Annotated in this window: 23 protein-coding genes; 10 read left to right on the top strand and 13 right to left on the bottom strand. The window is 73.3% G+C overall.

Features of this window, described 5'->3' with window-relative positions; all coding sequences use genetic code 11:
* Positions 1-88: 88 nt before the first annotated feature.
* From NLX94_RS20810 to NLX94_RS20775, 8 genes are all read right to left on the bottom strand, one after another.
* The gene (locus NLX94_RS20810) at positions 89-457 is read right to left on the bottom strand and encodes a ferredoxin family protein (RefSeq protein ID WP_254384493.1); all 369 of its coding nucleotides are present in this window, start codon (positions 455-457) and stop codon (positions 89-91) included.
* A complete protein-coding gene (locus NLX94_RS39390; protein ID WP_254384492.1) occupies positions 454-2,037 on the bottom strand; it encodes an FAD-dependent oxidoreductase in 1,584 nt (527 codons plus the stop codon). The genes NLX94_RS20810 and NLX94_RS39390 overlap by 4 nt, the downstream gene beginning before the upstream one ends.
* Complete coding sequence (locus tag NLX94_RS20800; RefSeq protein WP_254384491.1) at positions 2,034-3,383, bottom strand: LLM class flavin-dependent oxidoreductase; 1,350 nt, start codon at positions 3,381-3,383, stop codon at positions 2,034-2,036. Before NLX94_RS20800 ends, NLX94_RS39390 begins: the two co-directional genes overlap by 4 nt.
* 141 nt (positions 3,384-3,524) lie before the next feature.
* Positions 3,525-4,430, bottom strand: coding sequence for an ABC transporter permease (locus NLX94_RS20795; RefSeq protein ID WP_254384490.1), 906 nt, complete (start codon positions 4,428-4,430; stop codon positions 3,525-3,527).
* A complete protein-coding gene (locus tag NLX94_RS20790; RefSeq protein ID WP_254384489.1) occupies positions 4,427-5,248 on the bottom strand; it encodes an ABC transporter ATP-binding protein in 822 nt (273 codons plus the stop codon). Before NLX94_RS20790 ends, NLX94_RS20795 begins: the two co-directional genes overlap by 4 nt.
* Before the next feature lie 7 nt (positions 5,249-5,255).
* On the bottom strand, positions 5,256-6,287 hold the full coding sequence (locus tag NLX94_RS20785) for an ABC transporter substrate-binding protein (protein WP_254384488.1): 1,032 nt from the start codon (positions 6,285-6,287) through the stop codon (positions 5,256-5,258).
* 60 nt (positions 6,288-6,347) lie between these two features.
* The gene (gene ssuE / locus NLX94_RS20780; RefSeq protein WP_254384487.1) at positions 6,348-6,905 is read right to left on the bottom strand and encodes an NADPH-dependent FMN reductase; all 558 of its coding nucleotides are present in this window, start codon (positions 6,903-6,905) and stop codon (positions 6,348-6,350) included.
* A 60-nt stretch (positions 6,906-6,965) separates the two neighbouring features.
* Positions 6,966-7,904 carry a TauD/TfdA family dioxygenase gene (locus NLX94_RS20775; protein WP_254384486.1) on the bottom strand — a complete coding sequence of 313 codons (939 nt, stop codon included), beginning with the start codon at positions 7,902-7,904 and terminating at the stop codon, positions 6,966-6,968.
* Positions 7,905-9,042: 1,138 nt separating this feature from the next.
* Between NLX94_RS20775 and NLX94_RS20770 the strand changes: the two genes are divergently transcribed.
* From NLX94_RS20770 to meaB, 4 genes are all read left to right on the top strand, one after another.
* Positions 9,043-10,227, top strand: coding sequence for an ROK family protein (locus NLX94_RS20770; RefSeq protein WP_254384485.1), 1,185 nt, complete (start codon positions 9,043-9,045; stop codon positions 10,225-10,227).
* Positions 10,228-10,289: 62 nt separating this feature from the next.
* Positions 10,290-12,146, top strand: coding sequence for a methylmalonyl-CoA mutase family protein (locus NLX94_RS20765; RefSeq protein WP_254384484.1), 1,857 nt, complete (start codon positions 10,290-10,292; stop codon positions 12,144-12,146).
* Positions 12,143-14,338, top strand: coding sequence for a methylmalonyl-CoA mutase (gene scpA, locus NLX94_RS20760; RefSeq protein WP_254384483.1), 2,196 nt, complete (start codon positions 12,143-12,145; stop codon positions 14,336-14,338). The genes NLX94_RS20765 and scpA overlap by 4 nt, the downstream gene beginning before the upstream one ends.
* A gap of 10 nt (positions 14,339-14,348) precedes the next feature.
* The gene (gene meaB, locus NLX94_RS20755) at positions 14,349-15,332 is read left to right on the top strand and encodes a methylmalonyl Co-A mutase-associated GTPase MeaB (protein WP_254384482.1); all 984 of its coding nucleotides are present in this window, start codon (positions 14,349-14,351) and stop codon (positions 15,330-15,332) included.
* A 17-nt stretch (positions 15,333-15,349) separates the two neighbouring features.
* Here the strand turns inward: meaB and NLX94_RS20750 are convergent, their stop codons facing one another.
* The gene (locus NLX94_RS20750) at positions 15,350-16,360 is read right to left on the bottom strand and encodes an asparaginase (RefSeq protein ID WP_254384481.1); all 1,011 of its coding nucleotides are present in this window, start codon (positions 16,358-16,360) and stop codon (positions 15,350-15,352) included.
* 127 nt (positions 16,361-16,487) lie between these two features.
* Here NLX94_RS20750 and NLX94_RS20745 point away from each other — a divergent pair, with 127 nt between their 5' ends.
* From NLX94_RS20745 to NLX94_RS20720, 6 genes are all read left to right on the top strand, one after another.
* Positions 16,488-16,937: an Lrp/AsnC family transcriptional regulator gene (locus tag NLX94_RS20745; RefSeq protein WP_254384480.1), complete on the top strand. Its 450-nt coding sequence runs from the start codon at positions 16,488-16,490 to the stop codon at positions 16,935-16,937.
* Between the two features lie 52 nt (positions 16,938-16,989).
* On the top strand, positions 16,990-17,265 hold the full coding sequence (locus NLX94_RS20740) for a hypothetical protein (RefSeq protein WP_254384479.1): 276 nt from the start codon (positions 16,990-16,992) through the stop codon (positions 17,263-17,265).
* A gap of 108 nt (positions 17,266-17,373) precedes the next feature.
* On the top strand, positions 17,374-18,957 hold the full coding sequence (locus tag NLX94_RS20735; protein WP_254384478.1) for an amidohydrolase: 1,584 nt from the start codon (positions 17,374-17,376) through the stop codon (positions 18,955-18,957).
* Positions 18,954-19,184: a hypothetical protein gene (locus NLX94_RS20730; protein WP_254384477.1), complete on the top strand. Its 231-nt coding sequence runs from the start codon at positions 18,954-18,956 to the stop codon at positions 19,182-19,184. Before NLX94_RS20735 ends, NLX94_RS20730 begins: the two co-directional genes overlap by 4 nt.
* A complete protein-coding gene (locus tag NLX94_RS20725; protein WP_254384476.1) occupies positions 19,181-19,900 on the top strand; it encodes a 4'-phosphopantetheinyl transferase superfamily protein in 720 nt (239 codons plus the stop codon). Before NLX94_RS20730 ends, NLX94_RS20725 begins: the two co-directional genes overlap by 4 nt.
* 73 nt (positions 19,901-19,973) lie before the next feature.
* Positions 19,974-20,501, top strand: coding sequence for a GNAT family N-acetyltransferase (locus NLX94_RS20720; RefSeq protein ID WP_374683994.1), 528 nt, complete (start codon positions 19,974-19,976; stop codon positions 20,499-20,501).
* A gap of 83 nt (positions 20,502-20,584) precedes the next feature.
* Here NLX94_RS20720 and NLX94_RS20715 read toward each other — a convergent pair whose 3' ends face one another.
* Genes NLX94_RS20715 through argC form a run of 4 tightly spaced genes read right to left on the bottom strand, consistent with a single transcriptional unit; the run spans position 20,585 to position 24,922 of the window.
* Positions 20,585-21,718: an acetylornithine transaminase gene (locus tag NLX94_RS20715; protein WP_254384652.1), complete on the bottom strand. Its 1,134-nt coding sequence runs from the start codon at positions 21,716-21,718 to the stop codon at positions 20,585-20,587.
* 47 nt (positions 21,719-21,765) lie between these two features.
* Positions 21,766-22,695 (bottom strand): acetylglutamate kinase, encoded by a 930-nt coding sequence (gene argB, locus NLX94_RS20710; protein ID WP_374684001.1) that lies wholly within the window; start codon positions 22,693-22,695, stop codon positions 21,766-21,768.
* Positions 22,696-22,736: 41 nt separating this feature from the next.
* Positions 22,737-23,888 (bottom strand): bifunctional glutamate N-acetyltransferase/amino-acid acetyltransferase ArgJ, encoded by a 1,152-nt coding sequence (gene argJ / locus NLX94_RS20705; protein WP_254384475.1) that lies wholly within the window; start codon positions 23,886-23,888, stop codon positions 22,737-22,739.
* Complete coding sequence (gene argC, locus NLX94_RS20700) at positions 23,885-24,922, bottom strand: N-acetyl-gamma-glutamyl-phosphate reductase (RefSeq protein ID WP_254384474.1); 1,038 nt, start codon at positions 24,920-24,922, stop codon at positions 23,885-23,887. The genes argJ and argC overlap by 4 nt, the downstream gene beginning before the upstream one ends.
* Positions 24,923-24,969 lie beyond the last annotated feature (47 nt).

Below are 24,969 nucleotides of genomic sequence, written 5' to 3'. Positions count from 1 at the left end.
CGCCGCGCGGCACCACGCGGAAGTGCCGCCGGAGCGTTTCGCTCCGGCGGCACGTGTTCCCGTAGGCGCTCAGTGGTCCCGTATGTGCTCAGGAGGTGATCGGCGGCGCCGTTCCGCCGCCGGTCGCCGGGCCCAGCGAAGGGCCGACGGCCCGCAGGGCGCCCGGGGTGCGCCCCTCGCCCCAGCCGATCTCCCGCCGGTAGCTGCCGAGCAGCCCGCGGCCGGCGAGACCGGCCTCGTCCCGTACGGCCGGGTCCTCGGGCACCGGCCGGGTAAGCGGGGACACGAACAGCGCGTCCACCGGACAGTTGGCCTCGCACAGGAAGCAGGTCTGGCAGTCCTCTTGCCGGGCCAGCAGCGGAATGCCCCGCGGGCCCCGCTCGAAGACGTCGGTCGGACAGACCTCCACGCACTTGTCGCAGGCGATGCAGCGCTCCGCCGAAACCAGTTCGATCATGCCGCCGGCTCCGCCGTCCGCGTCCACACCCGGTCCAGACCGCCCGTCACGATCCGGTGGTGCTGCGCCGGATCCTGCTCCGGGTGGTCGAGCCGGCGGGCCATCCCGCGGCTCTCCGTGCGGGCCAGCGCCGACGCGTACATCCAGCGGGCGTGCGCCGTCATGGCCGCGGCCTGCCGGACCTTGACCAGCCCGGCGCCCTCCCCGCGCAGGGAGGTGCGCAGCTGCGCCCAAGCCTCGTCGAGGGCGCCGAGGGAGCCGGCGAGGACGGAGCCGTGCCGCAGGTAGTTCTTGTCGTACGGCAGCACTTCCTCCTGAACCAGGCGTACGAGTTCCCGTGCCTCCCCGGGCCCGGCCGCGGACCCGGCGCCCCCGGTCGGCCGCAGGCCCGCCCCGCCGGACCCGGTGACCGGCCGGTGGGCGGCCCGGCCCGAGCCGAGGGAGCGTGCGTAGCGGGCGGCGCCGGCCCCCGCCCAGCTGCCCGAGGACATCGCCCAGGCGGCGTTGTGGCTGCCGCCCCCGGTGAAGCCCCCGCAGATCTCCTCACGGGTGGCCGCGTCCCCGGCGGCGTACAGCCCGGGGACCGAGGTGGCGCAGTCCTCCCCGGCGATCCGGATCCCGCCGGTGCCGCGGACGGTGCCCTCCGCGAGCAGCGTGACGGAGAAGCGCTGGGTGAAGGGGTCGATGCCGAGCCGGTCGAAGGTGAGGAAGAAGTTCGGCTGCGCCAGGCGCATCGCGGCCTGCGCGGTGGCGTCGGCCCGGTCGAGGCGGGCGAAGACCCGTGCCCCGGTGAGGAGTTCGCGGGCGATGGCGGAGCGGCCGCCCTGGCTGGCGGCGCCCTCCAGGACCTCGCCGTCCTCCCGGTAGAAGGTGGCGAAGGAGTAGAAGGCCGTCTTGGTGACGGAGGTGCCCTCGGGGGCGATCCCGTAGGAGTTGGAGAACTCCATGCCGGACAGCTCCGCCCCGGCCTCGGCGGCGAACAGCGCGCCGTCCCCGGTGTTGGTGTTGGTGCCGAGCGCCCCGCTGAGGAAGGCGCAGCCCCCGGTGGCCAGGACGACGGCGCCGGCCCGGACCCGGTAGGACCCGCCGGCCTGGCGGCGGTACCCGGCGGCGCCCGCGACGGCGCCGTCCGCGTCGGTCAGCAGCTCGGTGACCGGGCTGTGGTCGAGGATCCGGACCCCGGCGCGGCGGATCCGGATGCGCATCCGCCGCATGTACTCGGGCCCCTGGAGGCCGTTGCGGAGCGGCCGGCCGTCCGGGCCGGTGGGGAAGGGGTAGCGCCCCTCCTCCGCCAGCTCGTTCATCCGGTCGTACGTCTCGTCGAGGACCCGGGACATCCACCGCCGGTCGGCGAGGTACCCGCCGAGCCCCTCGCGGCTCGCCATCGCGGCCTCGCGGGCCGCCGGCTCCGGCGGGACGTACCAGACGCCCGTGCCGCCGGCGGCCGTCGCCCCGCTGGTGCCGCAGTAGCCCTTGTCGGCGAGGACCACGGAGGCCCCGGCCCCGGCGGCCTTGAGGGCGGCCCAGGCGGCGGCGGGGCCTCCGCCGACCACGAGCACGTCGGTGACGTGCTCGCTCACGCTCCGGCTCCGGCTCCGGCTCCGGCCGCCGTGTAGCGGTTGGCGGGGCGGGCCAGGCCGTAGTTCTCGCGCAGGGTCCGGCCGGTGTACTCGGTGCGGAAGAGCCCGCGGCGCTGGAGGATCGGCACGACCTGGTCGACGAAGTCGGTCAGCCCCGTCGGGAGCACGGGAGCCATGATGTTGAAGCCGTCGGCGGCCCCCTGGGTGAACCACTCCTCCAGCTGGTCGGCGATCTGCTCGGGCGTCCCCGCGAAGACGCGGTGGCCGCGGCCCGCGCCCAGGCGGGCGATCAGCTCGCGCAGGGTGAGGTCCTCGCGGCGGGCGAGCTCGGCGACGAGCGTGAAACGGCTCTTGTTGCCGTTGATGTCCCGCTCCTCGGGCAGATCGGGCAGCCCGCCGTCGAGCGGCAGCCCGGAGAGGTCCACGCCCAGCATGTTGGAGAGCTGCGCGAGGCCGTACTCCGGGATCTGGAGCTCGGTGAGCTCCTGCTCCAGCGCCTTGGCCTCGGCCTCGGTGGAACCGATGACGGGGGCGATGCCGGGCAGGACGAGCAGCTCCTCCTCGGAGCGGCCGTACTTGGCGAGGCGGGACTTGAGGTCCTTGTAGAAGGTCTGCCCGTCCGCCAGGGTCTGCTGTGCGGTGAAGACGGCCTCGGCGTACTGGGCGGCGAACTCCTTGCCGTCCTCGGAGGACCCGGCCTGCACGAGCAGCGGGTGGCCCTGCGGGGAGCGGGGCACGTTGAGCGGTCCGGCTACGCGGAAGTGCTCGCCGCGGTGCGCGGCGGGGTGGAGCTTGTCGGTGTCGGCGTAGACCCCGCGCTCCTTGTCGAGGACGATCGCGTCGTCCTCCCAGCTGTCCCAGAGCTTGGTGGCCACGTCGAGGAACTCGCGGGCCCGCTCGTAGCGGAGGTTGTGCTCCAGGTGCTCTTCGCGGTTGAAGTTGCGGGCCTCGTCGACGCTGCCGGAGGTGACGATGTTCCAGCCGGCGCGGCCGCCGCTGATGTGGTCGAGGGAGGCGAACTTCCGGGCCAGGTTGTACGGCTCGTTGAAGGTGGTGGAGACGGTGGCGATGAGCCCGATGTGCTCGGTGACGGCGGCGATCGCGGAGAGGAGGGTGAGCGGCTCGAAGCCGCCGACGGCGTTGTAGCGGGCCTTGCCCCAGAGGGCGACCCCGTCGGCGAAGAAGATCGAGTCGAGCCGTCCGCGCTCGGCGGTGCGGGCCAGCTCCTGGAAGTACCGCAGATCGGTGATCCGCTCGGGGCTGCTGGCGGGATGGCGCCAGGCGGCGTCGTGGTGCCCGGCGTTCATGAGGAAGGCGTTGAGGTGGAGGGTCCGCGGTGCGGTCATGTCAGTGTCCTCGGTTCGGAACCGGACGGGGGCCCCGCGGGGCGGGGCCGGGAACGGGGGGAGCGGGGCCGAAAACGGCCCGGGGACCGAGGCCCGGGACCCGGTCGGGGCCGGGGCTCGGGCCTCAGGGGCGGCCGGGCGTCAGGACGGGACGCGCCAGGTGCTCAGGCGGCGTTCGATCGTGACGAGGACCTGGTTGAAGGCGAGGCCGATCGCGGAGATGGTGATGATGCCCGCGTACATCTGCGGGATCGCGAAGTTGAACTGCGAGGCGTTGATCAGGTAGCCGAGGCCCGCCTTCGCGCCGATCATCTCGGCCGCGACCAGGACCAGGATGGAGACGGCCCCCGCCAGCCGGATGCCCGTGAAGATGACCGGTACCGACGCCGGCAGGATCACCTTCTGGAACAGCTTCGGCGTGGACAGGTCCATCGAGCGGGCCAGTTTCACCAGGGTGGGGTCGGCGTTGCCGACGGCGCTGATGGTGTTGAGGAGGATCGGCCAGACGCAGGCGTAGACGACGATCGAGACCTTCGAGGTCTCGCCGATGCCCAGCAGCAGGACGAACACCGGCAGCAGCGCGAGCGCCGCCGTGTTGCGGAACACCTCCAGGAGCGGCCCGAGCAGCGCCGCCACCGGCCGGTACCAGCCGATCAGCAGCCCGAGCGGGACCGCGACGGCCACCGCGATGCCGAATCCACCGAAGGAGCGGGCCAGGCTGGCCTTGCTGTGCTCGGCGAGCTGTCCGTTGCCCAGCAGCTCCCACCAGGCCCGGGCGACCTCGCTCACCGGCGGCAGGAAGGTCGCGTCCACCAGCCCCAGCCGGGGCGCCGCCTCCCACAGCGCGAGCAGCGCCAGGATCGCCGCGGAGCGCAGCGCCACCGCCCGCAGGACGCGCAGGACGCGCAGCGCCAGGGGCGTGGCCTTGGCCGTTCCCCGTACGGGGGGCCGCGCGGGCTCCCGTACCTCCGGGGGCGCGAGGTCCCGTACCGCTGTCGCCTCCGCCTCCGTCCCCGTCTCTGTTTCCACGTGCACCGTGGTGCTCATACGGCGACCTCCTCCTTCTCCAGTTGCTGGGCGCGGGCCACCTCGTCGTGGAGCAGGGTCCAGATCTCGTGGCGGTAGCGGGCGAACTCCGGGCTGGAGCGCAGGTCTTCACCGGTGGCCCCGGTGGCCCGGTCGCCGAACGACACCGGGACGACCTGCTTGACCCGGCCGGGGCGGGAGGTCATGACGGCCACCCGCTGCCCGAGGTACACGGCCTCCTCGATGCCGTGCGTGATGAACACGACCGTCTTGCCGGTGCTCTGCCAGATCCGCCGCAGCTCGTCCTGGAGGGACTCGCGGGTCTGCGCGTCGAGCGCGGCGAACGGCTCGTCCATCAGCAGCACGTCCGGGTCGTACGCGAGCGAGCGCGCGATGGCCACCCGCTGGCGCATGCCGCCGGACAGTTCGTGCGGGTGCCGGTCCTCGAAGCCGGTGAGGCCGACGAGGTCCAGGAACTCCCGCGCCTTCGCCGGTCGTTGGCGGCGCGGGACGCCGGTGGCCTCCAGCCCGAACTCGATGTTGCCGAGCGCGGTGCGCCACGGCAGCAGCGCGTACTGCTGGAAGACGATGCCCCGGTCGAGCCCCGGCCCGGTGACCGGCTTGCCGTCGAGCAGGATCCGGCCGGAGGTGGGCCGGGTCAGGCCGCCGAGCAGGTCGAGGAGGGTGGACTTGCCGCAGCCGCTGGGGCCCACGACGACCACGAACTCCCCCGACCCGATCTCCAGGTCGATCCCGTCGAGGGCGGTGAACTCCTCGCCGTTCTTCTTGTCCTTCGTCGGGAAGGTCTTCGTCACGGAGTCGAACACGATCTTCGCCATGGTGCCGTCAGCCCTTCCCGGATGCGTTGAACTCATTGGTGTAGAGGTCGGAGGCCTTGAGCTGGCCCTTCTTGATCTCGCCGCGCTCGCCCAGCCAGTCGATCCAGAGCTGGAACTCCTTGTCGGCGATCCGGCCGCCCTGCTCGGCGACCCCGAAGGAGCGCCAGTACTGGAGGGTCGAGGTGTCCTCGTTGCGGCCGCGCTTCTTGACGATCTCCGTCATCCGCGCGATGACCTCCTCGCGCGGGGTGGCGCGGGACCAGTCGATGGCCTTGGCCACGCCCGTGGTGAAGGTACGGACGGTGTCCGGGTTCTCCTTGATGAACTTCTGCGTCATCACGTACGAGCCCGCGCTGAACGCGCCGAGCAGTTCGAAGTCCTTGAACAGCGGTCGGATGCCGCCCGCGGCCAGGGCCTTGTCGCGCAGCACGCCGCTGAGGACGCCGACCTCGATCTGCTTCTGCCTCAGGGCCTGTTCGGTGTTGACGGGGGGCACGACGAGCGATTCGACCTTGGCCGCGTCGGCCTTGGGCACCCCGTTGCGCTCCAGGTAGATGTCGAGCAGGGCCTGGGCGTGGGCGCCCAGGGTGTTCATGCCGACCTTCTTGCCGATCAGGTCGCGGGGGGACCGGATGGGGCTGTCCTCCAGGACGTAGTAGCCGAGGTAGGTGTCCTGGTCGGAGCCGTAGTAGGAGGTGACGGCCTTGATCTGTGCCTTGCTCGAGGCAAGTTTGACGATCGCGCCGTTGAAGGCGCCGCCGAAGTGGGTCTGGCCGGTGGCCGCGGACTGGATGTCCTGGGGGCCGCTGATGGTGTTGCCCACCCAGTCCAGGGTCACGTCGCCGAGGAAGCCGAGGTCGGCGGCGAGTTCGGGCAGGCTGACCGCTCCGACGTTGCCCTGGTACTTCAGGGACTTGATCTGGCTGCCGCCGGAGCCGGAGGCGGTCGCCGTCCCGCAGCTCACCGCGGCCGCCGAGATGCCGAGCAGGGCGAGGAACTGGCGTCGGGAGGTACGGGTGGTGGTGAAGGCTGCGGACATCGCGATTCCTTGTGGATCCGGGTCGGGCGGGGAGGTGGTGGGGAAGTGGGCGCTGTGGTGTCAGTGCGTGGTGGCGAGCGCGGCGGCCTGGGCGGCGCGCAGGGCCTCGGCGAACTCGTCGACGGCCTGGTACAGGTCCAGTTCCGCCTCCGGCCGCAGCCGGTCCGGTCCGGACCCGCGCTCGACGGAGGAGTCCAGGACGAAGCGGCCGGCGGTGACGTGCCGGGCGCCGAGCGCGGCGAGGACCGGGCGCAGGGCGTAGTCGATGGTCAGGACATGGGCGAGGCTGCCGCCGGTGGCCAGCGGGAAGACCGTCTTGCCGGCCAGCCCGTCCTGCGGGAGCAGATCGAGGAAGGCCTTGAGGAGCCCGGTGTACGAGGCCTTGTAGACGGGCGTCGCGATGACGATCCCGTCGGCTTCGGCGACGGCTTCGAGGGCTCGGCGGATCTCCGGCTCGCCGCGGCGCGCGGCGAGCAGATCGGCGGCGGGGAGCTCCCGGACGGCGAGCTGCGCGGTCTCGTACCCGGCGTGGTTCAGGCGGCGCAGCACGTGGTCGGCGACCACGTCGGTACGGGAGTGGACGGACGGACTGCCGGTGAGGGCGAGCAGCTTGGGCACGGAGCGCTCCTTGGGTGACGGGGAGGGTGGGGTGGGACGGGTGGTGCGGGGCCGGTCGGCTCAGGCCTCAGAGGTGGAGGCTCCGGACGCGATGCCGAAGGCCGGGTCGGGCACGGACTCCGGGCTGATCAGCCGGGACGGGACCCCGTCGGGCCCGACCGGGACGTCGCCGTCGACCGTCACGCGGCGCAGGGTGCGCTCGTGGTCGTCGGAGTCGTCGACGCCGTAGTGCTGGGTGGCGCGGTTGTCCCAGATCGCGACGTCACCGGCCTGCCACTGCCAGCGGACGGTGTTCTCGGGGAGCTCGATGTGGGCCTGGAAGAGGTCCTGGAGGAGGCGCGAGTCGCGGCCGGTGAGCCCGTTGATCCGCTGGACGAAGTTGCCGAGCAGCAGGGTGCGTTCGCCGGTCTCGGGGTGGACCCGGACCACCGGGTGCTCGGTGAGGAACTTGGTCGAGGTGAACACCTCGCGGTACTGGGCGAGCGCCTCGGGCAGGGCGTCGGGCTTCAGGGCGGCGTAGTCGTACTCGTTGGAGTGCACGGCGCGCAGGCTGTCGGCGAGGACGCGCAGCGGCTCGGGCAGGCCGGCGTAGGCGGTGGCCGTGTTGGCCCACAGGGTGTTGCCGCCGTACGGCGGGATGGTCACGGCGCGCAGGATGGAGAAGGCGGGGTAGGCGGGGACGAAGGTGACGTCCGTGTGCCACTGGTTGGCGCGGGCTCCGTGGTGGGAGTCGATGCCGAGGGCGTAACGCCCGTCGGCGGAGGGCACGGTGGGGTGCGCGACGGGCGCGCCGAGCAGCTCGGCGAAGGCCTCGTGGCCGTCCTCGTCGAGGTGGTCCTGCCCGCGGAAGAAGACGACCTTGTGGGCGAGCAGCGCGGACCGGATCCCGGCGACGGCGTCGGCGTCGAGGTCGCCGCCGAGGCGGACCCCGCCGATCTCGGCGCCTATGCGGCCGCCGATCTTGGTGACGGTGAGGTCGGTGCGGGTGGCAGTGGACATGAGAGGCTCCTTATTTATTTCCGCAGAGGAAGAAATGAGGGGAAGCGGGGACGGAGGGGTCCGGGCGAAGTGAGTGGGTGCGTGCGTGCGTGAGGGATGGCGGGCGGACGGCCGGGGCGGGCTGCGACGTTCGGCGGACGGAGGGCGGGTGGTGACGGGATGCGGCGGGCAGCCGACAGCCGGCGACGGAGACGAGCGGGTGGGTGAGCGGGTGGGCCGCACCCGGTGGATCCGGCCCGAACCTCAGGGCCCCGCGCACGCCCCGGACGACGGGGCACGAACGCCCGAGAGCCCGGACCGCGGCGACGCAAGGATTCAGGGCACTGACACCCAGGGACGGTGACGCCCAGGAGCGGTGACGCCCAGGAGCGCTCACGCCCAGGAGCAGCGACGCTCAAGGACGCTCACACCCCGGAGCAGCGACGCTCACGGACGCTCACACCCCGGAGCAGTGATGCTTCAGGGACGCTCACACCCAGGAGCAGTGACGCTCACGGACGCTCACACCCGGGCGCAGTGACGCTCTGGGGCAGTCACACCTGGGAGCGGTGCGGCTCAGGGCCGGCGGCGCTCAGGAACAGAGCGGGGCCGTACAGCGACGGCCCTGACACTCGCCCGGCGCGGTACAGAGGCCGGGGGTGCGGAGCCGCGGGGCGAGGAACTCGGTCGCGGACATGTCCCGGAGACTGCCAGCGCCCCCACCCCCGGTCAACCCCACCGGGCAGCCCCCAACATCCCCCCGAACCCTCGGCGCACACACCGTGTGACCTGCCCATTCACCATTTCCCGCCATGCCCCGAACGGCCGAAACCCATGGCCTGATTTCACGCCGCCGCAACGCACCCGCCACGCACCGCCCCTTCCCGCCCCCACTCCCGCCGGCCACGCCACCGACACCCGACCCCCGTCAGCCCCGCCGGCGCACGGCGCCCGGAGCCCGGCGCCCCCGCCGCCGGCGCCCCGGCTCGGGCGGTCGGTGTTCGGCGGCCCGCGGTCTGTGGCCGGAAGACCGTGGTGGGTGCCTCGTGCCCCGTGGAGCGTGTCCGGCTGGCCCTGCATCCCGGAGTCGCCCCGTCACGCGCGGCGGCACGGCATGATCGGGGCCGTATCCCGCCCATCCCCGAGGAGCCCGCCCCCCGTGTCCCCCACCCCCGGTGACAGCCGGGCCGCCGCCAATGCCGCCGCCGTGCTCCGTGCCGTCCTGACCGACGGCCCCCTCGCGCGGAGCGACATCCCGAAGCTCTGCGGTCTCAGCCCGGCGGCCGTGTCCCGGCAGACCACGGCCCTGCTGCGCGCCGGGCTCCTGCACGAGCACCCCGGTCCGCCACGGACGTCCGCGGCCGACCCCGGGCCCGGACGCCCCCGGATCCCCCTCGACCTGCACACCGGCCCGCTCGGCGGCCCCCTCGCCGCCGGGCTGCACATCGGTGTGCCCGCCTCCACCTTCAGCCTCGTCGACCTCCGCGGCCGCGTGCTGGCCCGCCGGGCCTTCCCGCACGCGGGGCGGTCCCCCGGCGGCCTCCCCGCGGACATCGCCGCCGAGCTCGGCCGGTTCCTCCGGGACTCCAACCCCGCCGGCCGCCCCCTGCTCGGCCTCGGCGCAGCCCTCGGCGGCTGGGTCCGCCCCGCCGACGGCACCGTCGTGCGGCACGAGGCCCTCGGCTGGCGCGATCTCCCCCTCGCCGCCGAGCTCTCCGGCCGCCTCGGCCTGCCCGTCTCCGTGGACAACCACGCCCGCGCCGTCGCCCACGCCGAGATCCTCTTCGGCCGCCCGGAGGCCCGCTCCAGCCTCCTCCACCTCTTCATCGGCAACGTCGTCGACGCCGCCTTCGGCATCGAGGGCACCGTGCACCAGGGTCCGGGGGCCGCCGCCGGGGACGTAGCGCACCTCCCGGTGCCCGGTTCGCGGACCCCCTGCGCGTGCGGCCGTACGGGTTGCCTCCAGGCGAGCGTCTCCGACGGGGTGCTCGGTGCCGAGGCCGTGCGCCGGGGCATCGTCCCGGAGCCGTCCGTCAACCTGCTGGTCGACGCCGCCGCCACCGGCGACCCCCGCGCCGACCGGCTGCTGCGCGAACGCGCCCGTACCGTCGGCCGGGCCGCCGCACTGCTCCTCGACGTGTTCAACCCTGCCGTCATGGTGGTCGCCGAGCTGGCCAGCATCCTGCACGACGGCTACCTCGACGAGATCCGCGACGCGGCCGGCGACCCGGACCGCTACGGGCGGCGGATCGTGGCCCCGCACGCGGGTCCGGCCGTACTCCCGGTAGCCTCCGCGTCCGTCCTCCTCGCCCCGCTCTTTCGTGATCCCTCCGGTCTCACATGAGAGGGCGAGATCACATCCGGTGGTTATAGGTCGTTCACAAGGACCCCCCTAACATTCGAGCCATGACGGTCCTGCCTGATGACGGGCTCTCCTTGGCCGCCGAATTCCCTGACGCGACGCATGAGCAGTGGCAGCGCCTGGTAGAGGGCGTGCTGCGCAAGTCGGGCAAGGAAGTTTCCGGCGGGGCAGCGGAAGACGCGTTGTCCACGAAGCTTGAAGACGGGCTCACCACCCGCCCGCTGTACACCGCGCCCGAAGCCGCGCCCGACACCGGATATCCCGGGTTCGCGCCCTTCGTACGGGGCGGGCGGGCCGAGGGGAGCGCCGCCTCGGGCTGGGACGTGCGCCAGCGGATCGCGGGCACCGACCCCGTACGGGTGAACGACGCGGCCCTCGCCGACCTGGAGAACGGCACCACCTCGCTGTGGCTGGCCGTCGGCGACGCCGGCCTCCCCGTGGAGGGCCTGGGCCGCGCCCTGGAGGGGGTCTACCTCGACCTCGCACCCGTCTCGCTGGACCCCGGAGCCCAATTCGCCGAGGCCGCACGGGCCTTGCTCGCGCTGTACGCCGAGCGCGCGGTGGCCCCCGAGGCCGCCCACGCCTCGCTCGGCGCCGACCCGCTGGGCCACGAGGCCCGGACGGGCCGGGCGCTGGACCTGGCGGAGGCCGCCGCGCTCGCCGCGGACACCGCCGCCTGGCCCCACGTACGGGCCCTGACCGTCGACGCCCTGCCCTACCACGAGGCCGGCGGCAGCGCCGCCGAGGAGCTGGGGCTCTCCCTGGCCACCGGGGTCGCCTACCTGCGCGCCCTCACCGAGTCGGGGCTGAGCACCGAGGCGGCCTTCGGCGAGCTGGAGTTCCGCTACGCCGCCACCGCCGACCAGTTCCTCACCATCGCCAAGCTGCGCGCCGCCCGCCGGCTGTGGGCCCGGATCGCCGAGGCCTGCGGGACCCCCGTCGCCGGCGCCCAGCGCCAGCACGCCGTGACCTCGCCGGTGATGATGACCCGCCGCGACCCCTGGGTGAACATGCTGCGCACCACCGTCGCCTGCATGGCGGCGGGCGTGGGCGGCGCCGACTCCGTCACGGTGCTCCCCTTCGACCAGGAGCTGGGACTGCCCGACGCCTTCGCGCGCCGCATCTCCCGCAACACCTCCACGATCCTGCTGGAGGAGTCCCACCTGGCCCGGGTGATCGACCCGGCGGGCGGCTCGTACTACGTCGAGCAGCTCACCGACGAACTCGCCCACGCCGCCTGGGAGTTCTTCCAGACCATCGAGAAGGCGGGCGGCCAGGCCGCCGCCCTGCGCTCCGGCCTGGTCGCCGAACGCCTCGCCGCCACCTGGGCCGCGCGCTCGAAGAAACTGGCCACGCGCCGCGAACCCGTCACCGGAGTCAGCGAGTTCCCGCACCTTTCCGAGAAGCCGGTCGTACGGGAACCCGCTCCGGCCCCGCTCGCCGGCGGATTGCCGCGCGTGCGGCGCGATGAGGCGTACGAGGCACTGCGCGCCCGCAGCGACGTACATCTGGAGACGACGGGGGCCCGGCCGACCGTGTTCCTGGCGGCCCTGGGCCCGGCGGCCGCGCACACCGCCCGCGCCACCTTCGCCTCGAACCTGTTCCAGGCGGGCGGCATCACCCCGGTCCACGACCCGGTGTCGGTGACCCCGGAGACGGCCGCGGCGGCCTACGCGGCCAGCGGGGCCGACGGCATGGCCGTGCTGTGCTCCAGCGACGCGCTGTACGAGGAGCAGGCCGGGGCGGTGGCGGCGGCCCTGCGCTCGGCGGGCGCGACGACCGTGTTCCTCGCGGGCAGGCCCGGAACCGCCGCGGAGGCCGTGGACGAGTACGTCTTCGCCGGCTGCGACGCGGTCGCCGTGCTGTCCTCCGTACTCGACCGGATGGGAGTCGCGCAGTGACCACCCCCCGCATCCCCGATTTCTCCGAACTCCCGCTGGACGGGGCGGCCCCGGCCGCCGGTTCCGAGGACCAGTGGCGCACCGCGCTGAAGGAGTCCACCGGCTCGGGAGCCGCCGAGCTGCTGTGGGAGACCCCCGAGGGGATCGGCGTACAGCCCCTGTACACGGGCCGTGACCTGGAGGGACTGGACTTCCTCCAGACCTACCCGGGTGTGGCCCCGTACCTGCGCGGCCCGTACCCGACGATGTACGTCAACCAGCCCTGGACGATCCGGCAGTACGCGGGCTTCTCCACGGCCGAGGAGTCCAACGCCTTCTACCGGCGCAACCTCGCCTCCGGCCAGAAGGGCCTGTCGATCGCCTTCGACCTGCCCACGCACCGCGGCTACGACAGCGACCACCCGCGGGTGACGGGCGACGTCGGCATGGCGGGCGTGGCGATCGACTCGATCTACGACATGCGCCAGCTCTTCGACGGAATCCCGCTGGACAAGATGACGGTGTCGATGACGATGAACGGCGCGGTGCTGCCGGTCCTCGCCCTCTACATCGTGGCGGCGGAGGAGCAGGGCGTCTCCCCCGAGAAGCTCGCCGGGACCATCCAGAACGACATCCTCAAAGAGTTCATGGTCCGCAACACCTACATCTATCCGCCGAAGCCCTCGATGCGGATCATCTCCGACATCTTCGCCTTCACCTCGCAGAAGATGCCCCGCTACAACTCCATCTCGATCTCCGGCTACCACATCCAGGAGGCCGGGGCCACGGCCGACCTGGAGCTGGCGTACACCCTCGCGGACGGCGTGGAGTACCTGCGGGCGGGTCAGGCCGTCGGCCTGGACGTGGACGCCTTCGCGCCGCGCCTGTCCTTCTTCTGGGCGATCGGCATGAACTTCTTCATGGAGGTGGCGAAGCTCCGCGCGGCCCGTCTCCTGTGGGCGAAGCTGGTCAAGCAGTTCGATCCGAAGAACGCCAAGTCCCTTTCCCTGCGCACCCATTCGCAGACCTCGGGCTGGTCCCTCACGGCACAGGACGTCTTCAACAACGTCACCCGCACCTGCATCGAGGCGATGGCGGCGACCCAGGGCCACACGCAGTCCCTGCACACCAACGCGCTGGACGAGGCCCTCGCGCTGCCGACGGACTTCTCGGCGCGCATCGCCCGCAACACCCAGCTCCTCCTCCAGCAGGAGTCGGGCACCTGCCGGTCCATCGACCCGTGGGGCGGCAGCGCGTACGTCGAGAAGCTGACGTACGACCTCGCCCGGCGCGCCTGGCAGCACATCCAGGAGGTCGAGGCGGCCGGCGGCATGGCGCAGGCCATCGACGCGGGCATCCCCAAGCTCCGGGTCGAGGAAGCGGCGGCCCGCACGCAGGCCCGTATCGACTCGGGCCGGCAGCCGGTGATCGGCGTCAACAAGTACCGGGTGGCGACCGACGAGCAGATCGATGTCCTCAAGGTCGACAACTCCTCCGTGCGCGCCCAGCAGATCGAGAAGCTGCGGCGGCTGCGCGAGGAGCGGGACGAGGCGGTCACCCAGGACACCCTGCGGGCGCTGACGAACGCGGCCTCGAGCGGCGAGGGCAACCTCCTCGCCCTGGCGGTGGACGCGGCGCGCGCCAAGGCCACGGTCGGCGAGATCTCGGACGCCCTGGAGAAGGTGTACGGACGGCACGCGAGCCAGATCCGTACGATCTCGGGTGTGTACCGAACCGAAGCAGGCGAGTCCCCGTCCCTGGAGCGCACGCGCGCGCTCGTCGACCGGTTCGAGGAGGCGGAGGGCCGCCGGCCGCGCATCCTGGTCTGCAAGATGGGCCAGGACGGGCACGACCGCGGCCAGAAGGTGATCGCGACCGCCTTCGCCGACCTGGGCTTCGACGTGGACGTCGGCCCGCTGTTCCAGACCCCGGAGGAAGTGGCCCGCCAGGCCGTCGAGGCGGACGTGCACGTGGTCGGCGTCTCCTCGCTGGCCGCCGGTCACCTGACCCTCGTACCGGCGCTGCGCGAGGCCCTCGCGGCGGAGGGCCGCGAGGACATCATGATCGTCGTCGGCGGGGTCATCCCTCCCGCGGACGTCCCCACCCTCCTCGAGATGGGGGCCACGGCGGTGTTCCCGCCCGGCACGGTCATCCCCGACGCGGCGCACGACCTGGTGACGCGGCTCGCCGCGGACCTGGGCCACGAGCTGTAGGCGGGCAGGGGTGCCGAAGATCGACCTCGACGCCTACACCAAGGGCGTGCTCGACGGGAAGCGCGCGTTCATCGCGCGCGCGATCACCCTCGTCGAGTCCACCCTGCCCGCGCACCGGGTGCTGGCGCAGAGCCTGCTGACGGAGCTGCTGCCGCACGCGGGGCGGGCGCGCCGGATCGGCATCAGCGGGGTGCCGGGCGTCGGCAAGTCCACCTTCATCGACGCCTTCGGCACGATGCTGACGGGCCTGGGCCACAAGGTCGCGGTCCTCGCCGTCGACCCCTCCTCCACCCGCACGGGCGGTTCCATCCTGGGCGACAAGACCCGGATGGAACGCCTCTCCGTGGACCCCGCGGCCTTCGTCCGCCCCTCCCCCTCCGCGGGAACGCTGGGAGGGGTCGCGAAGGCCACCCGGGAATCGATCATCGTGATGGAGGCAGCGGGCTACGACGTGGTCCTCGTCGAAACGGTGGGCGTGGGCCAGTCCGAGACCACGGTCGCCGGGATGGTCGACTCCTTCCTGCTGCTCTCCCTCGCCCGCACCGGCGACGGCCTCCAGGGCATCAAGAAGGGCGTCCTGGAACTGGCCGACGTCCTCGCCGTCAACAAGGCGGACGGCCCGCACGAACGCGACGCGAAGGCGGCGGCCCGCGAACTGTCCAGCGCCCTGCGGCTGATGCACCCGGCCGACGCCGCGTGGACCCCGCCGGTCCTGACGTGCAGCGCCCGGGAATCCACGGGCCTGGAGGAGGTCTGGAACCGCCTGGAACAGCACCGCCGGCTCCTGGAGGCGGGCGGCCGCCTGGCCGCGAAGCGGGCGGCCCAGCAGGTGGAGTGGACCTGGTCGATGGTCCGCGACGAACTCCTGGAACGCCTCCGCTCGAACCCGGCGGTACGGGACCTGGCCCCGGCCCTGGAATCGGACGTCAGGGCGGGCACCCTGACCCCCACCCTGGCGGCGGACCGCCTACTGGCGGCTTTCAGCGACTCGTAGTTCCAGCCCTGCCGGGGTCAGGCGGGAACCAGTACGGATCCGCCGCTGGCCAGCACGCGGCGCAGCACCCGGCCCCGCTCCTCCGCATCCCCCTCGGAGAGCAGCGCCGCCAGCACGGCCACCCGCGCCTGCGGTGCCCGCAGAGTCCCCGTGGGCACGGCCCCGGCGGCGACCAGATCCACCGCACCCCCGTGGGTGTAGATCTCCGTCACCGGCCCGGCCGCCACCCGCGTGGTCAGCGCGACCAGCACGCCCGCCCCGACAGCCGCCTTCACCGCGTCCACCACCTCGGGCGTGGCGTTCCCCGCGCCCGTCCCGACGAGCACGATCCCCCGCGCTCCCGCCGCCACCGCGGCGTTCAGCAGCACCGCGTCACCGCTCACGTGGTGCACCACCACGTCCACCCGCGGCGGGCCCTCCGGCGCCTCCGGCATCGCGGGCAGCGGCAGCGGCTCGGGCCGTACCGGCGTCCGCAGTACGGTGACCTTCCCGAAGCCGACCTTCCCCAGGAGCTCCTTCGACGGGTCGGCGAACGCGTCGAGCGCCACCGCCTGCGCCTTCACGGTCCCCCGGGCCGCGTGCACCCGCCCCGCGAACGTGATCAGGACGCCGAGCCCGCGCGTCTTGGACGCGGCGAGCAGGGCATCGTAGAGGTTCCCGGGACCGTCCCCGTCGGCCGCGCCCATGGGCCGCTGCGAACCGGTGAAGACGACGGATCGCTCGTCGTGGTGGTGCAGGTCCACCAGGAACGCGGACTCCTCCAGGGTGTCCGTCCCGTGCGTGACGACGACCCCGTCCACGCCCGGGTCGGCGAGCACCTCGTGCACGGTGCGCAGCAGGGTGAGCTGGTGGGCGGTGGTCAGCCGGGGGCTGTTCACACTGAAGAGATCGACGACCTCGACGCTCACCCCCTCCGGCAGCGGCGCGGTCGCCATGACCTCGGCCCCGTCCGCATCGGCCGCGAAACCGGAACCCTGCCAGCGGCTGGCGATCGTCCCGCCCGTACTGATCACGACGATGCGTCCCATGACCACGACCCTTCCCTCACAACAGCCCGCACAGATTTTCTACAAACGGCAATGGTAGGCCGATCTACGCGCAACACGATTGCGATTTCACCCCACCCGTTCATAAAACATGCCTGATAATTGCGCCATGGACGCGATCGACAAAGAAATCTTGCGCGAGCTCCAGGCCGACGGCCGGCTCAGCAACCAGGAACTGGCCCAGCGCGTGGGCCTCACCCCCTCTCCCTGCATGCGCCGGGTCCGCCAGCTCGAAGAGGAAGGGATCATCCAGGGCTACCGCGCGGTGATCTCCCCCGAAGCGGTGGGCCGCGGCTTCGAGGTCCTGGTCTCCGTGGAGGTCCGCCGCGACCGCGAGGCCGTCGAAGCCTTCGAAGCCGCCCTCCAGGACATCCCCGACGTCATCGAGGCCTACCGCCTCTTCGGCAGCCCCGGCTGCCTCCTGCGCATCGCGGTCGCGGACCTCCGCGCGTACGAGCGCCTCTGGATCGAAAAGCTCACGGCCCTCTCGGGCGTCACGGAGGTCAACTCGCAGATCATCATGAAGCGCATCAAGGAACCGACGGGCCTCCCGGTCTGACCCGGGGTCAACGCGCTTGCCGCGCCGGCCCCCCGACGGTGATTCTGGGCCGATGCCAGGACAGGGGAAGCGGAAGCGGCGGGAAGAGGCCGCGCGGCGGCGGGTGGATGCGCGTACCGCGGCGGACGCGGGGCGGTGGGAGGTGGTTCTCGAGACGGGCGACCAGGCGGTGTTGCGTGCGCGGCTGCGGCGACTGCGGGAGGAGCGGGTCGACGAGGCGCTGCTGCGGATCGACACGTTGTGCCGGCGGCCGGCGGAGCAGAGCTCCTACGTGCTGAGCCGGTTCGTGGAGGGCACGGCGACGCAGGAGGGTGGGTCCGTACGTTGACCGTGCGCGGCATGTATGGTTAGGGTTACCTAAGTCGGATGTGGTGGTGCTCGACCCCGTCCTGACCCGTGTACGCGCGCGTTGCCGCCAGGGGGAGTTGGACCGCCCATGCTGTCTTCGAGGCTGACCAACGCGAACATCGTCACCATGGACCCGGACCGGCCCTTCGCCCGTGAGGTGGGGATCTGGCGGGGGCGGATCGTGGGGTTCGACGAGGACGTGGCCTCGCTGCCCGCCCGGGAGGTCGTCGATCTGCAGGGTGCCACCGTGCTGCCCGGGTTCATCGACAGCCATGTGCACCTGGCCTGGACCGGGCTGAAGCAGAGCACCCCGAGCGTCGCCCCGTGCGAGCGGGTCGAGGACGTACTCGCGGTGGTGGCCGAGGCGGTTTCCCGGTCGGTGGGCGGGGACGGGGCCTGGGTCGATGTCATGGGGTACGACCAGCGGGCCCTGGGGCGGCATCTGACCGCCGCCGAGCTGGACTCGGTCAGCAGCAGGCGCAAGGTGTTCCTGATGCACGACTCGGGGCACGGGTGCGTCGTGAACAGTGCGGTGCTGGCGCTGCTCCCCGCTGACGTTCCGCACCAGGACGGCTTCCTGGCCGAGGCGGCCATGTCCGCCGCCCGGCGGCTCCGGCTGCCGTACGGGCAGGCCGAGATCGCCGATGCCGTCGAGCGTGCGGCCCGGACCTGCCTCGCCGAGGGCGTGACCGCCGTCGCCGAGGCGGGCATCGGGGGCGGGCTGCTCGGCCACAGCCCGGTGGAGCTCGGCGCGTACCAACTGCTGCGGGACCAGGGGCGGCTGCCCCTGCGGGTGCAGCTCATGCCCGCCGGCGACACGCTGCGGCCGCGCGGGGCGCACCGCGAGGACGGCATCCCGCGGGCCCTGGACCTGGGCATGCGCACCGGGTTCGGCGACGACTGGCTGTCGCTGGGCGCGCTCAAGATCTACACCGACGGCGGGATGATGGCCCGTACGGCCGCGCTCACGGCCCCGTACGCGGGTACGGACCACACCGGCCAGCTCCAGGACGAACCCGAGGTCCTCACCCGGCTGATCGTGGACGGCCACCTCGCCGGCTGGCAGCTCGCCGTCCACGCCATCGGGGACCGCGCCGCCGACCTCGCGCTCGACGCGCTGGAGGAGGCCCAGCGGCTGCTGCCGCGGCCGGACGCGCGGCACCGGATCGAGCACGCCGGACTGATCCGCCCCGACCAGCTGCCGCGCTTCGCGCGCCTGGGCGTCAGTGCGGTGGTCCAGCCCACCTTCCTCCACTCCTTCGGCGACGACTACGCGAACGTGATGGGCGAGGAGCGCGCCCCCTGGATGTACCGGGGGCGCGGGTTCCTGGACCACGGGGTGAACCTCGTGGGCAGTTCGGACCGCCCCGTGACGGACGGGGCTCCGCTCCGGGCGATCCAGTTCATGGTCGAGCGCGCCTCCGCCTCCGGTCTGCGGGTCGGGCCGGACGAGGCGGTCACCGTGGAGGAGGCGCTGCGCGCGTACACGGTCGCCGGTGCGTACGCCTGCCGGTGGGAGGACAGCGCCGGCAGCCTCGCCCCGGGGAAGCGCGCCGACCTGGTCGTCCTGGGGGACGACCCGCGGCACGTCGATCCCTCGCGGATCGCCGGCATCGAGGTCGTGGCGACATTTGTCGACGGAAACGAAGCGACGGACGAAGGAAAGCTGTGAGCAGTCAGGTGAACGTCCTGGAACGGTTCTCCCCGCTGTGGGAGGCGCCCGAGATGCCCCCGCGCTGGGTGATCTGGCACGCGGGCGCGGGCGATTCCTTCGTCTTCGACCGGGAGTTCAACATGCCCGTGGACGTGGACGACGCGCTCCTCGGGGAGGTCATGTACCGGATGCGCGAGGCCGGGGCCCCGGAGGGCGAGGACTATCCCGGCCGCCCCTGCGGATGACGGGCGCACCGACCCCGGCGGCGCGGCCCTGGCTCACCTCCCCCGGACCGGGGCTGTGGGCCGTGCGCGTGAGCCAGTACGCGGATCAGGCGCGGGCCTGGGAGCGCGTGCTCGACGGCGCCGAGCGGGCCCGGCTCCAGCGGCTCAGGCGCGCCTGCGACCGTGACCAGTACCGGGTCGCGCACGTCGTGCTGCGGCAGTTGCTGGGCGAGCGGCTCGGGCAGGATCCGGCGCGGGTGCGCTTCTTCCGCGAGCCGTGCCCCGGCTGCGGCGCGCCGCACGGGCGGCCGGCCGTGCCCGGCACACCGCTGCACTTCTCGCTGTCCCACGCGGGGGACGCCGTCCTGATGGCCTTCGCGGACAGCCCGGTCGGCGTCGACGTGGAGCAGCGGCCGGCGCCGGCGGTGGCCGCCCAGGTCGCCTCGGAACTGACGGCCGTCCTCCATCCGGCGGAGCGCGAAGAGCTGTCGGCGCTGCCGGCCGGCGAGCGCCCCGCCGCGGTGGCGCGCTGCTGGTCCCGGAAGGAGGCCTACCTCAAGGGGGTCGGCATCGGCCTCGGCGGGAATCCGGCCCTGACGTACGTGGGCACCGGCGCCACACCCTCGGCTCCGCCGGGATGGACCGTCGATGACCTGCCCGCCCTTCCCGGCTACGTGGCGGCACGCGCCCTCCGTACGGGCCGACTTGGCCCCGCCACCCAGGTAAGGCTAGCCTAACCTCGACCGTTCCGTCGGGAGGCCTCCGCCTCCGCACCTGCCCCGCACACGGCGGAACCGAGGAAGGAACACCTTGACCACGGCCACGCTGCCCCCTGCCGCCGCGCACGCCACCCTGCCGCCCCGCGCCCCCGCTTCCCGGTGGCACGAGGTCCCCGAGTTCACGGTGCGCCCGGCGCGCCGGGACGACGGCCCGGCGCTCGCCGCCCTCTCCCGCCCGTTCGTCCACGCGGGGGCGCTCCGCGAACGCCCGCTCTCCCTCTATCTCTCCCGGGCGTCGGACTTCCTCGTCGCGCAAGCACCCGACGGAACCCTCGAAGGCTGTCTCGGTCTGCGCGAACACCCCGCCGCCGGCGTGCTGTACAACTTCTGCGTCGCGGCCCACCGGCAGGGCTCGGGCATGGGTGCCCGACTGCTGCAAGCGGCGTTCGCCAGAGCCCGCTCCCACTCCCTGCCCACGCTGTTCACGGCGACGACCGGCAGCGGCCGCCTCTTCCTCCTCCACGGCTTCCTCCCGGCCTCCCCGACCCTGGCCCCCACCGACTGGGCCCGGTCGCTCGACCCCGCCCGCGGTGCCCGCGTCCTGTCCCGCGCCCTCTAGGGGCCCGGACCCCGACACGGGACACGACGAAGGGGCGGGTCCCCGAGGGTCCCGCCCCTGGCCGTACGACCCTCTCCCGGCCCCTACGAGGCGTCGAGGATCCCCGGCAGCGCCGCCACCAGGGCATCGGCGCGCTCCTGCGGCAGTGTCAGGGCGGGCGCCAGGCGTACGACGCCCGCGCCCGCCGCGTTCACGAGGAACCCGGCGTCCTGCGCGGCCCGCTGGACCCGCGCGGCGACCGGCTCGGCGAGGACGACGCCGAGGAGCAGGCCGGAGCCCCGTACTTCCCGGACCAGGGGGTGTTCCAGGGCCTCGATGCCGAGCCTCAGCCGCTCCCCCACCCTCGTGGCGTGGCCGAGCAGCCCTTCCTTCTCGATGGTCTCCAGGACGGCGAGTCCGGCCGCGCACGCCACCGGGTTGCCGCCGAAGGTGGAGCCGTGCTGACCGGGGGTCAGCAGTTCGGCGGCGGCGCCGAAGGCGACCGTGGCGCCGATCGGCAGGCCGCCGCCCAGCCCCTTGGCCAGGGTGATCACGTCCGGGTCCGCTCCCGCCTGCGCCTGGTGCGCGAACCAGTGGCCGGTACGGCCGATCCCGGTCTGCACCTCGTCCAGGACGAGCAGGGTCCCCGTGGCGCGGGTGATCTCGCGGGCGGCGCGCAGGTAGCCCCCGGGCGCCGGGACGACTCCGGCCTCGCCCTGCAGGGGTTCGAGTACGACGGCTGCCGTGTGCTCGGTGACGGCCGCGCGGAGCGCCTCCGTGTCCCCGTAGGGAACGTGCGTGACCTCCCCGGGCAGGGGCAGGAAGGGCTCCCGCTTCGGGGGCTGGCCGGTGAGGGACAGGGCCCCCAGGGTGCGCCCGTGGAACCCGCCCTCCGCGGCGACCAGGTGCGGGCGCCCGGTCCGGCGGGCGATCTTGAAGGCGGCTTCGACCGCCTCCGCGCCCGAGTTGGCGAAGAACACCCGGCCCGGCCTGTCCAGCAGGGCCAGCAGCCGTTCCGCCAGCGCGACGGCGGGCTCCGAGACGAACAGGTTCGAGACGTGGCCGAGCCGGGCCACCTGCTCCTGGACGGCGGAGACCAGGGCCGGGTGGGCGTGCCCGAGGGCGTTGACGGCGATCCCGCCCGTGAAGTCCGTGTACCCGCGGCCGCCTTCGTCCCAGACCGTGCTGCCCTCGCCCCTGACCAGGGCGAGCGCGGGGGTGCCGTAGGTGTCCATCATCACCGCGCGCCAGCGGTCGGCGAGCGGTGGCGTCGTGCTGTCGGCGGTCACGCGCCGTCCCCCTTGTCCCCGCCCGGCCCCTCCGGGCCGGGTTCCTCGTCCGGCACCACCGTGGTGCCGGGTCCGCCCTCGGTGAAGACTCCGCGCAGCAGCGCGTGCGGCGCCCGGCCGTCGATGACCTGCGCCTTGGCGACGCCCGCCCGTACGGCGCGCAGGCAGCCCTCCATCTTGGGGAGCATGCCGCTCGCGAGCTCCGGCAGCAGGGCGTCCAGTTCGCCGGCCGTGAGGCGGTCGATCACCTCGGTGCTGTGCGGCCAGTCCGCGTACAGCCCCTCGACGTCGGTCATCACCACCAGCCGGTCGGCCCCGAGGGCCACGGCCAGGGCCGAGGCCGCGAGGTCCGCGTTGACGTTGTAGACCTGGCCGTCCTCGCCGCGCGCGACGGGTGAGACCACGGGGATGCGTCCCTGCTCCAGCAGGCCGGCGATCGTCGCGGCGTCCACGTCCACGATGTCGCCGACCAGGCCGATGTCCACCGGCAGGCCGTCGACCCAGGCAGGGCGGCGTACGGCGGTCATCGTGTGGGCGTCCTCGCCCGACAGGCCGACGGCGAACGGCCCGTGGGCGTTGATGGCCCCGACCAGTTCGCGCTGGACCTTGCCGGTGAGCACCATGCGCACCACGTCCATCGTCTCCGGCGTGGTCACCCGCATCCCGGCCTCGAAGCGGGTCTCCAGGCCGAGCCGGTCGAGCAGTGCGCTGATCTGGGGACCGCCCCCGTGGACGACGACGGGCCGCAGGCCCGCGTGCCACAGCTCCACGACGTCCTGGGCGAACGTCCGGTGCGCGGAGGGGTCCACCATGGCGTTGCCGCCGAACTTGACGACGACCGTCCGGCCTTGGAGCTGCTCCAGCCAGGGCAGGTCCCGGGGTTCCGGCACGGTGACCGGCACAGTGTCCCGCGTCTGCTTGCGCATCGTCTCCCCCGCCATCGTCTCCTCCGTCGCCTCGGTCCCGTTCACGAGCTGTAGGCGCTGTTCTCGTGCACGTACTCGGCCGTCAGGTCGTTGGTCCAGATGACGGCCGAGGAGTCACCGGAGCGCAGGTCCACGGTGATGGTGATCCGGCGGCCGGACAGGTCCACCTTGTCCCGCGGCTCTCCCTCGGCTCCGTCCCGGCACACCCAGACGTCGTTGATCGCCACGTCCAGCCGGTCCGCGTCGAAGACGGCCGCGGTGGTGCCGATCGCGGACAGCACGCGGCCCCAGTTCGGGTCCTCGCCGTGCAGTGCGCACTTGAGGAGGTTGTTGCGGGCCACCGAGCGGCCCACCTCCACGGCGTCCTCTTCCGTGGCCGCACCCACGACGGAGACCTCGATCTCCTTGGACGCGCCCTCGGCGTCCGCCACCAACTGGAGCGCCAGGTCCCGGCACACGGCGTGCACGGCGGCGGTGAGCTCCGCGGGTGCGGGCGTGATCCCCGAGCTGCCCGAGGCGAGCAGCAGCACGGTGTCGTTGGTGGACATGCAGCCGTCCGAGTCCACCCGGTCGAACGTGGTGCGGACCGCTTCGCGCAGCGCCGCATCGAGTGCCCCGGCGCCCGCGTCGGCGTCCGTGGTCAGGACGACCAGCATGGTGGCGAGTCCCGGGGCGAGCATCCCGGCGCCCTTCGCCATGCCCCCCACCGTCCAGCCGGGGCCGGCGGCCACCGCCGTCTTGTGGACGGAGTCCGTCGTCTTGATCGCGACGGCCGCCTCCTCGCCGCCCTCGGGCGACAGCCGGACCGCGGCGGCGGTGATGCCGGCCGTCACCCGGTCCATCGGGAGCCGGACGCCGATCAGGCCGGTGGAGCAGACCGCGACCTCGTCCGCGGCGACCTCCACGACCGCCGCGGTGCGCTCCGCCATCGCCCGCGCGTCCTCCGCGCCACCGGGGCCCGTACAGGCGTTCGCGCCACCGGAGTTGAGGACAACGGCGGAGATCCGTCCGTCGTCGAGCACGCGGCGGGACCAGCGTACGGGCGCGGCCTGCACGCGGTTCGAGGTGAAGACGCCGGCGGCGGTGCGCGACGGCCCCCGGTTCACCACCAGGGCCAGGTCCGGGTCACCGGACTCCTTGATGCCGGCGCGCACGGCGCCTGCCAGGAATCCGCGGGCGGCGGTCACACTCACGGAGCCACTCCATTCATGGGCAGGCCCAGCCGTTCCGGCAGGCCGAGGGCTATGTTCATGCTCTGCACCGCGCCACCGGCGGTGCCCTTCGTCAGGTTGTCGATGGCGCTCACGCAGATCAGCCTGCGGGCGTCCGGGTCCACGGCGATCTGCACCTGGGCGGTGTTCGAGCCGAGGACGGCGGCGGTGGTGGGCCACTGGCCGGGCGGCAGCAGCCGCACGAACGGCCTGTCGGCGTACGCGGCTTCGAACACGGCGCGCACGTCGTCCTCCGCGAGCGCCTCGGCGGCCGGGCTCAGCCGGGCCGAACAGGTGGCGAGGATGCCCCGGGGCATGGGCGCCAGGGTGGGCGTGAAGGAGACCGTCACGTCCGTGCCCGCCGTGCGGGACAGGTTCTGGGCGATCTCCGGGGTGTGCCGGTGGCTGCCGCCGACTCCGTACGGGCTCATGGAGCCCATCACTTCGGTGCCGAGGAGGTGCGTCTTGAGGGCGCGTCCGGCGCCGGAGGTTCCGCTGGCGGCGACGATGACGGCTTCGGGCTCGACCAGGTGGGCCGCGTAGGCGGGGAACAGGGCCAGGGTGACGGCCGTGGGGTAGCAGCCGGGAACGGCGATCCGGGTGGCACCCTTCAACTCTGCACGCGCTCCGGGCAGTTCCGGCAGGCCATAGGGCCAGGTGCCGGCGTGGGCGCTGCCGTAGAACCGCTCCCAGGCCGCCGGGTCCCGCAGCCGGAAGTCGGCGCCGCAGTCCACCACCAGGGTGCCGGGCTCCAACTCTGCTGCCAGGGCGCCCGATTGGCCGTGCGGCAGGGCGAGGAAGACGACGTCGTGGCCGCGCAGGGAGGCGGCCGAGGTGTCCAGGAGGATCCGCTCGGCGAACTCCGGAAGCTGCGGCTGCACGGTTCCCAGCGGACGCCCCGCACTGCTGTGCGCGGTCAGCGCACCGATCTCGACGGCGGGGTGCGAGCTCAGCAGGCGGAGCAGCTCCCCGCCCGCGTAGCCGCTGGCACCGGCCACCGCGACCCGTACGGTCATGTTCTTCCGCTCTCTCTCGGTTCGTGTGGGCGCCTACGGCGCAGGGA

The sequence above is a fragment of the Streptomyces sp. TBY4 genome, assembly GCF_024213195.1.
Taxonomy (GTDB): Bacteria; Actinomycetota; Actinomycetes; order Streptomycetales; family Streptomycetaceae; genus Streptomyces.
The sequence above is the reverse complement of the archived record's forward strand: the minus strand, read 5'-3'. Positions and strand labels throughout refer to the sequence as shown.

Bases quoted from the DNA above. Each gene is read 5' to 3' on its own strand.
- NLX94_RS20800 (WP_254384491.1), bottom strand. From the start codon at position 3,383: ATGACCGCACCGCGGACCCTCCACCTCAACGCCTTCCTCATGAACGCC.
- NLX94_RS20790 (WP_254384489.1), bottom strand. From the start codon at position 5,248: ATGGCGAAGATCGTGTTCGACTCCGTGACGAAGACCTTCCCGACGAAG.
- NLX94_RS20735 (WP_254384478.1), top strand. From the start codon at position 17,374: ATGCTGTCTTCGAGGCTGACCAACGCGAACATCGTCACCATGGACCCG.
- NLX94_RS20740 (WP_254384479.1), top strand. From the start codon at position 16,990: ATGCCAGGACAGGGGAAGCGGAAGCGGCGGGAAGAGGCCGCGCGGCGG.
- argB (WP_374684001.1), bottom strand. From the start codon at position 22,695: ATGCGCAAGCAGACGCGGGACACTGTGCCGGTCACCGTGCCGGAACCC.
- argC (WP_254384474.1), bottom strand. From the start codon at position 24,922: ATGACCGTACGGGTCGCGGTGGCCGGTGCCAGCGGCTACGCGGGCGGG.
- NLX94_RS20715 (WP_254384652.1), bottom strand. From the start codon at position 21,718: ATGATGGACACCTACGGCACCCCCGCGCTCGCCCTGGTCAGGGGCGAG.
- NLX94_RS20795 (WP_254384490.1), bottom strand. From the start codon at position 4,430: ATGAGCACCACGGTGCACGTGGAAACAGAGACGGGGACGGAGGCGGAG.
- NLX94_RS20775 (WP_254384486.1), bottom strand. From the start codon at position 7,904: ATGTCCACTGCCACCCGCACCGACCTCACCGTCACCAAGATCGGCGGC.
- NLX94_RS20745 (WP_254384480.1), top strand. From the start codon at position 16,488: ATGGACGCGATCGACAAAGAAATCTTGCGCGAGCTCCAGGCCGACGGC.
- NLX94_RS20785 (WP_254384488.1), bottom strand. From the start codon at position 6,287: ATGTCCGCAGCCTTCACCACCACCCGTACCTCCCGACGCCAGTTCCTC.
- NLX94_RS20810 (WP_254384493.1), bottom strand. From the start codon at position 457: ATGATCGAACTGGTTTCGGCGGAGCGCTGCATCGCCTGCGACAAGTGC.
- NLX94_RS20750 (WP_254384481.1), bottom strand. From the start codon at position 16,360: ATGGGACGCATCGTCGTGATCAGTACGGGCGGGACGATCGCCAGCCGC.
- NLX94_RS20765 (WP_254384484.1), top strand. From the start codon at position 10,290: ATGACGGTCCTGCCTGATGACGGGCTCTCCTTGGCCGCCGAATTCCCT.
- NLX94_RS20725 (WP_254384476.1), top strand. From the start codon at position 19,181: ATGACGGGCGCACCGACCCCGGCGGCGCGGCCCTGGCTCACCTCCCCC.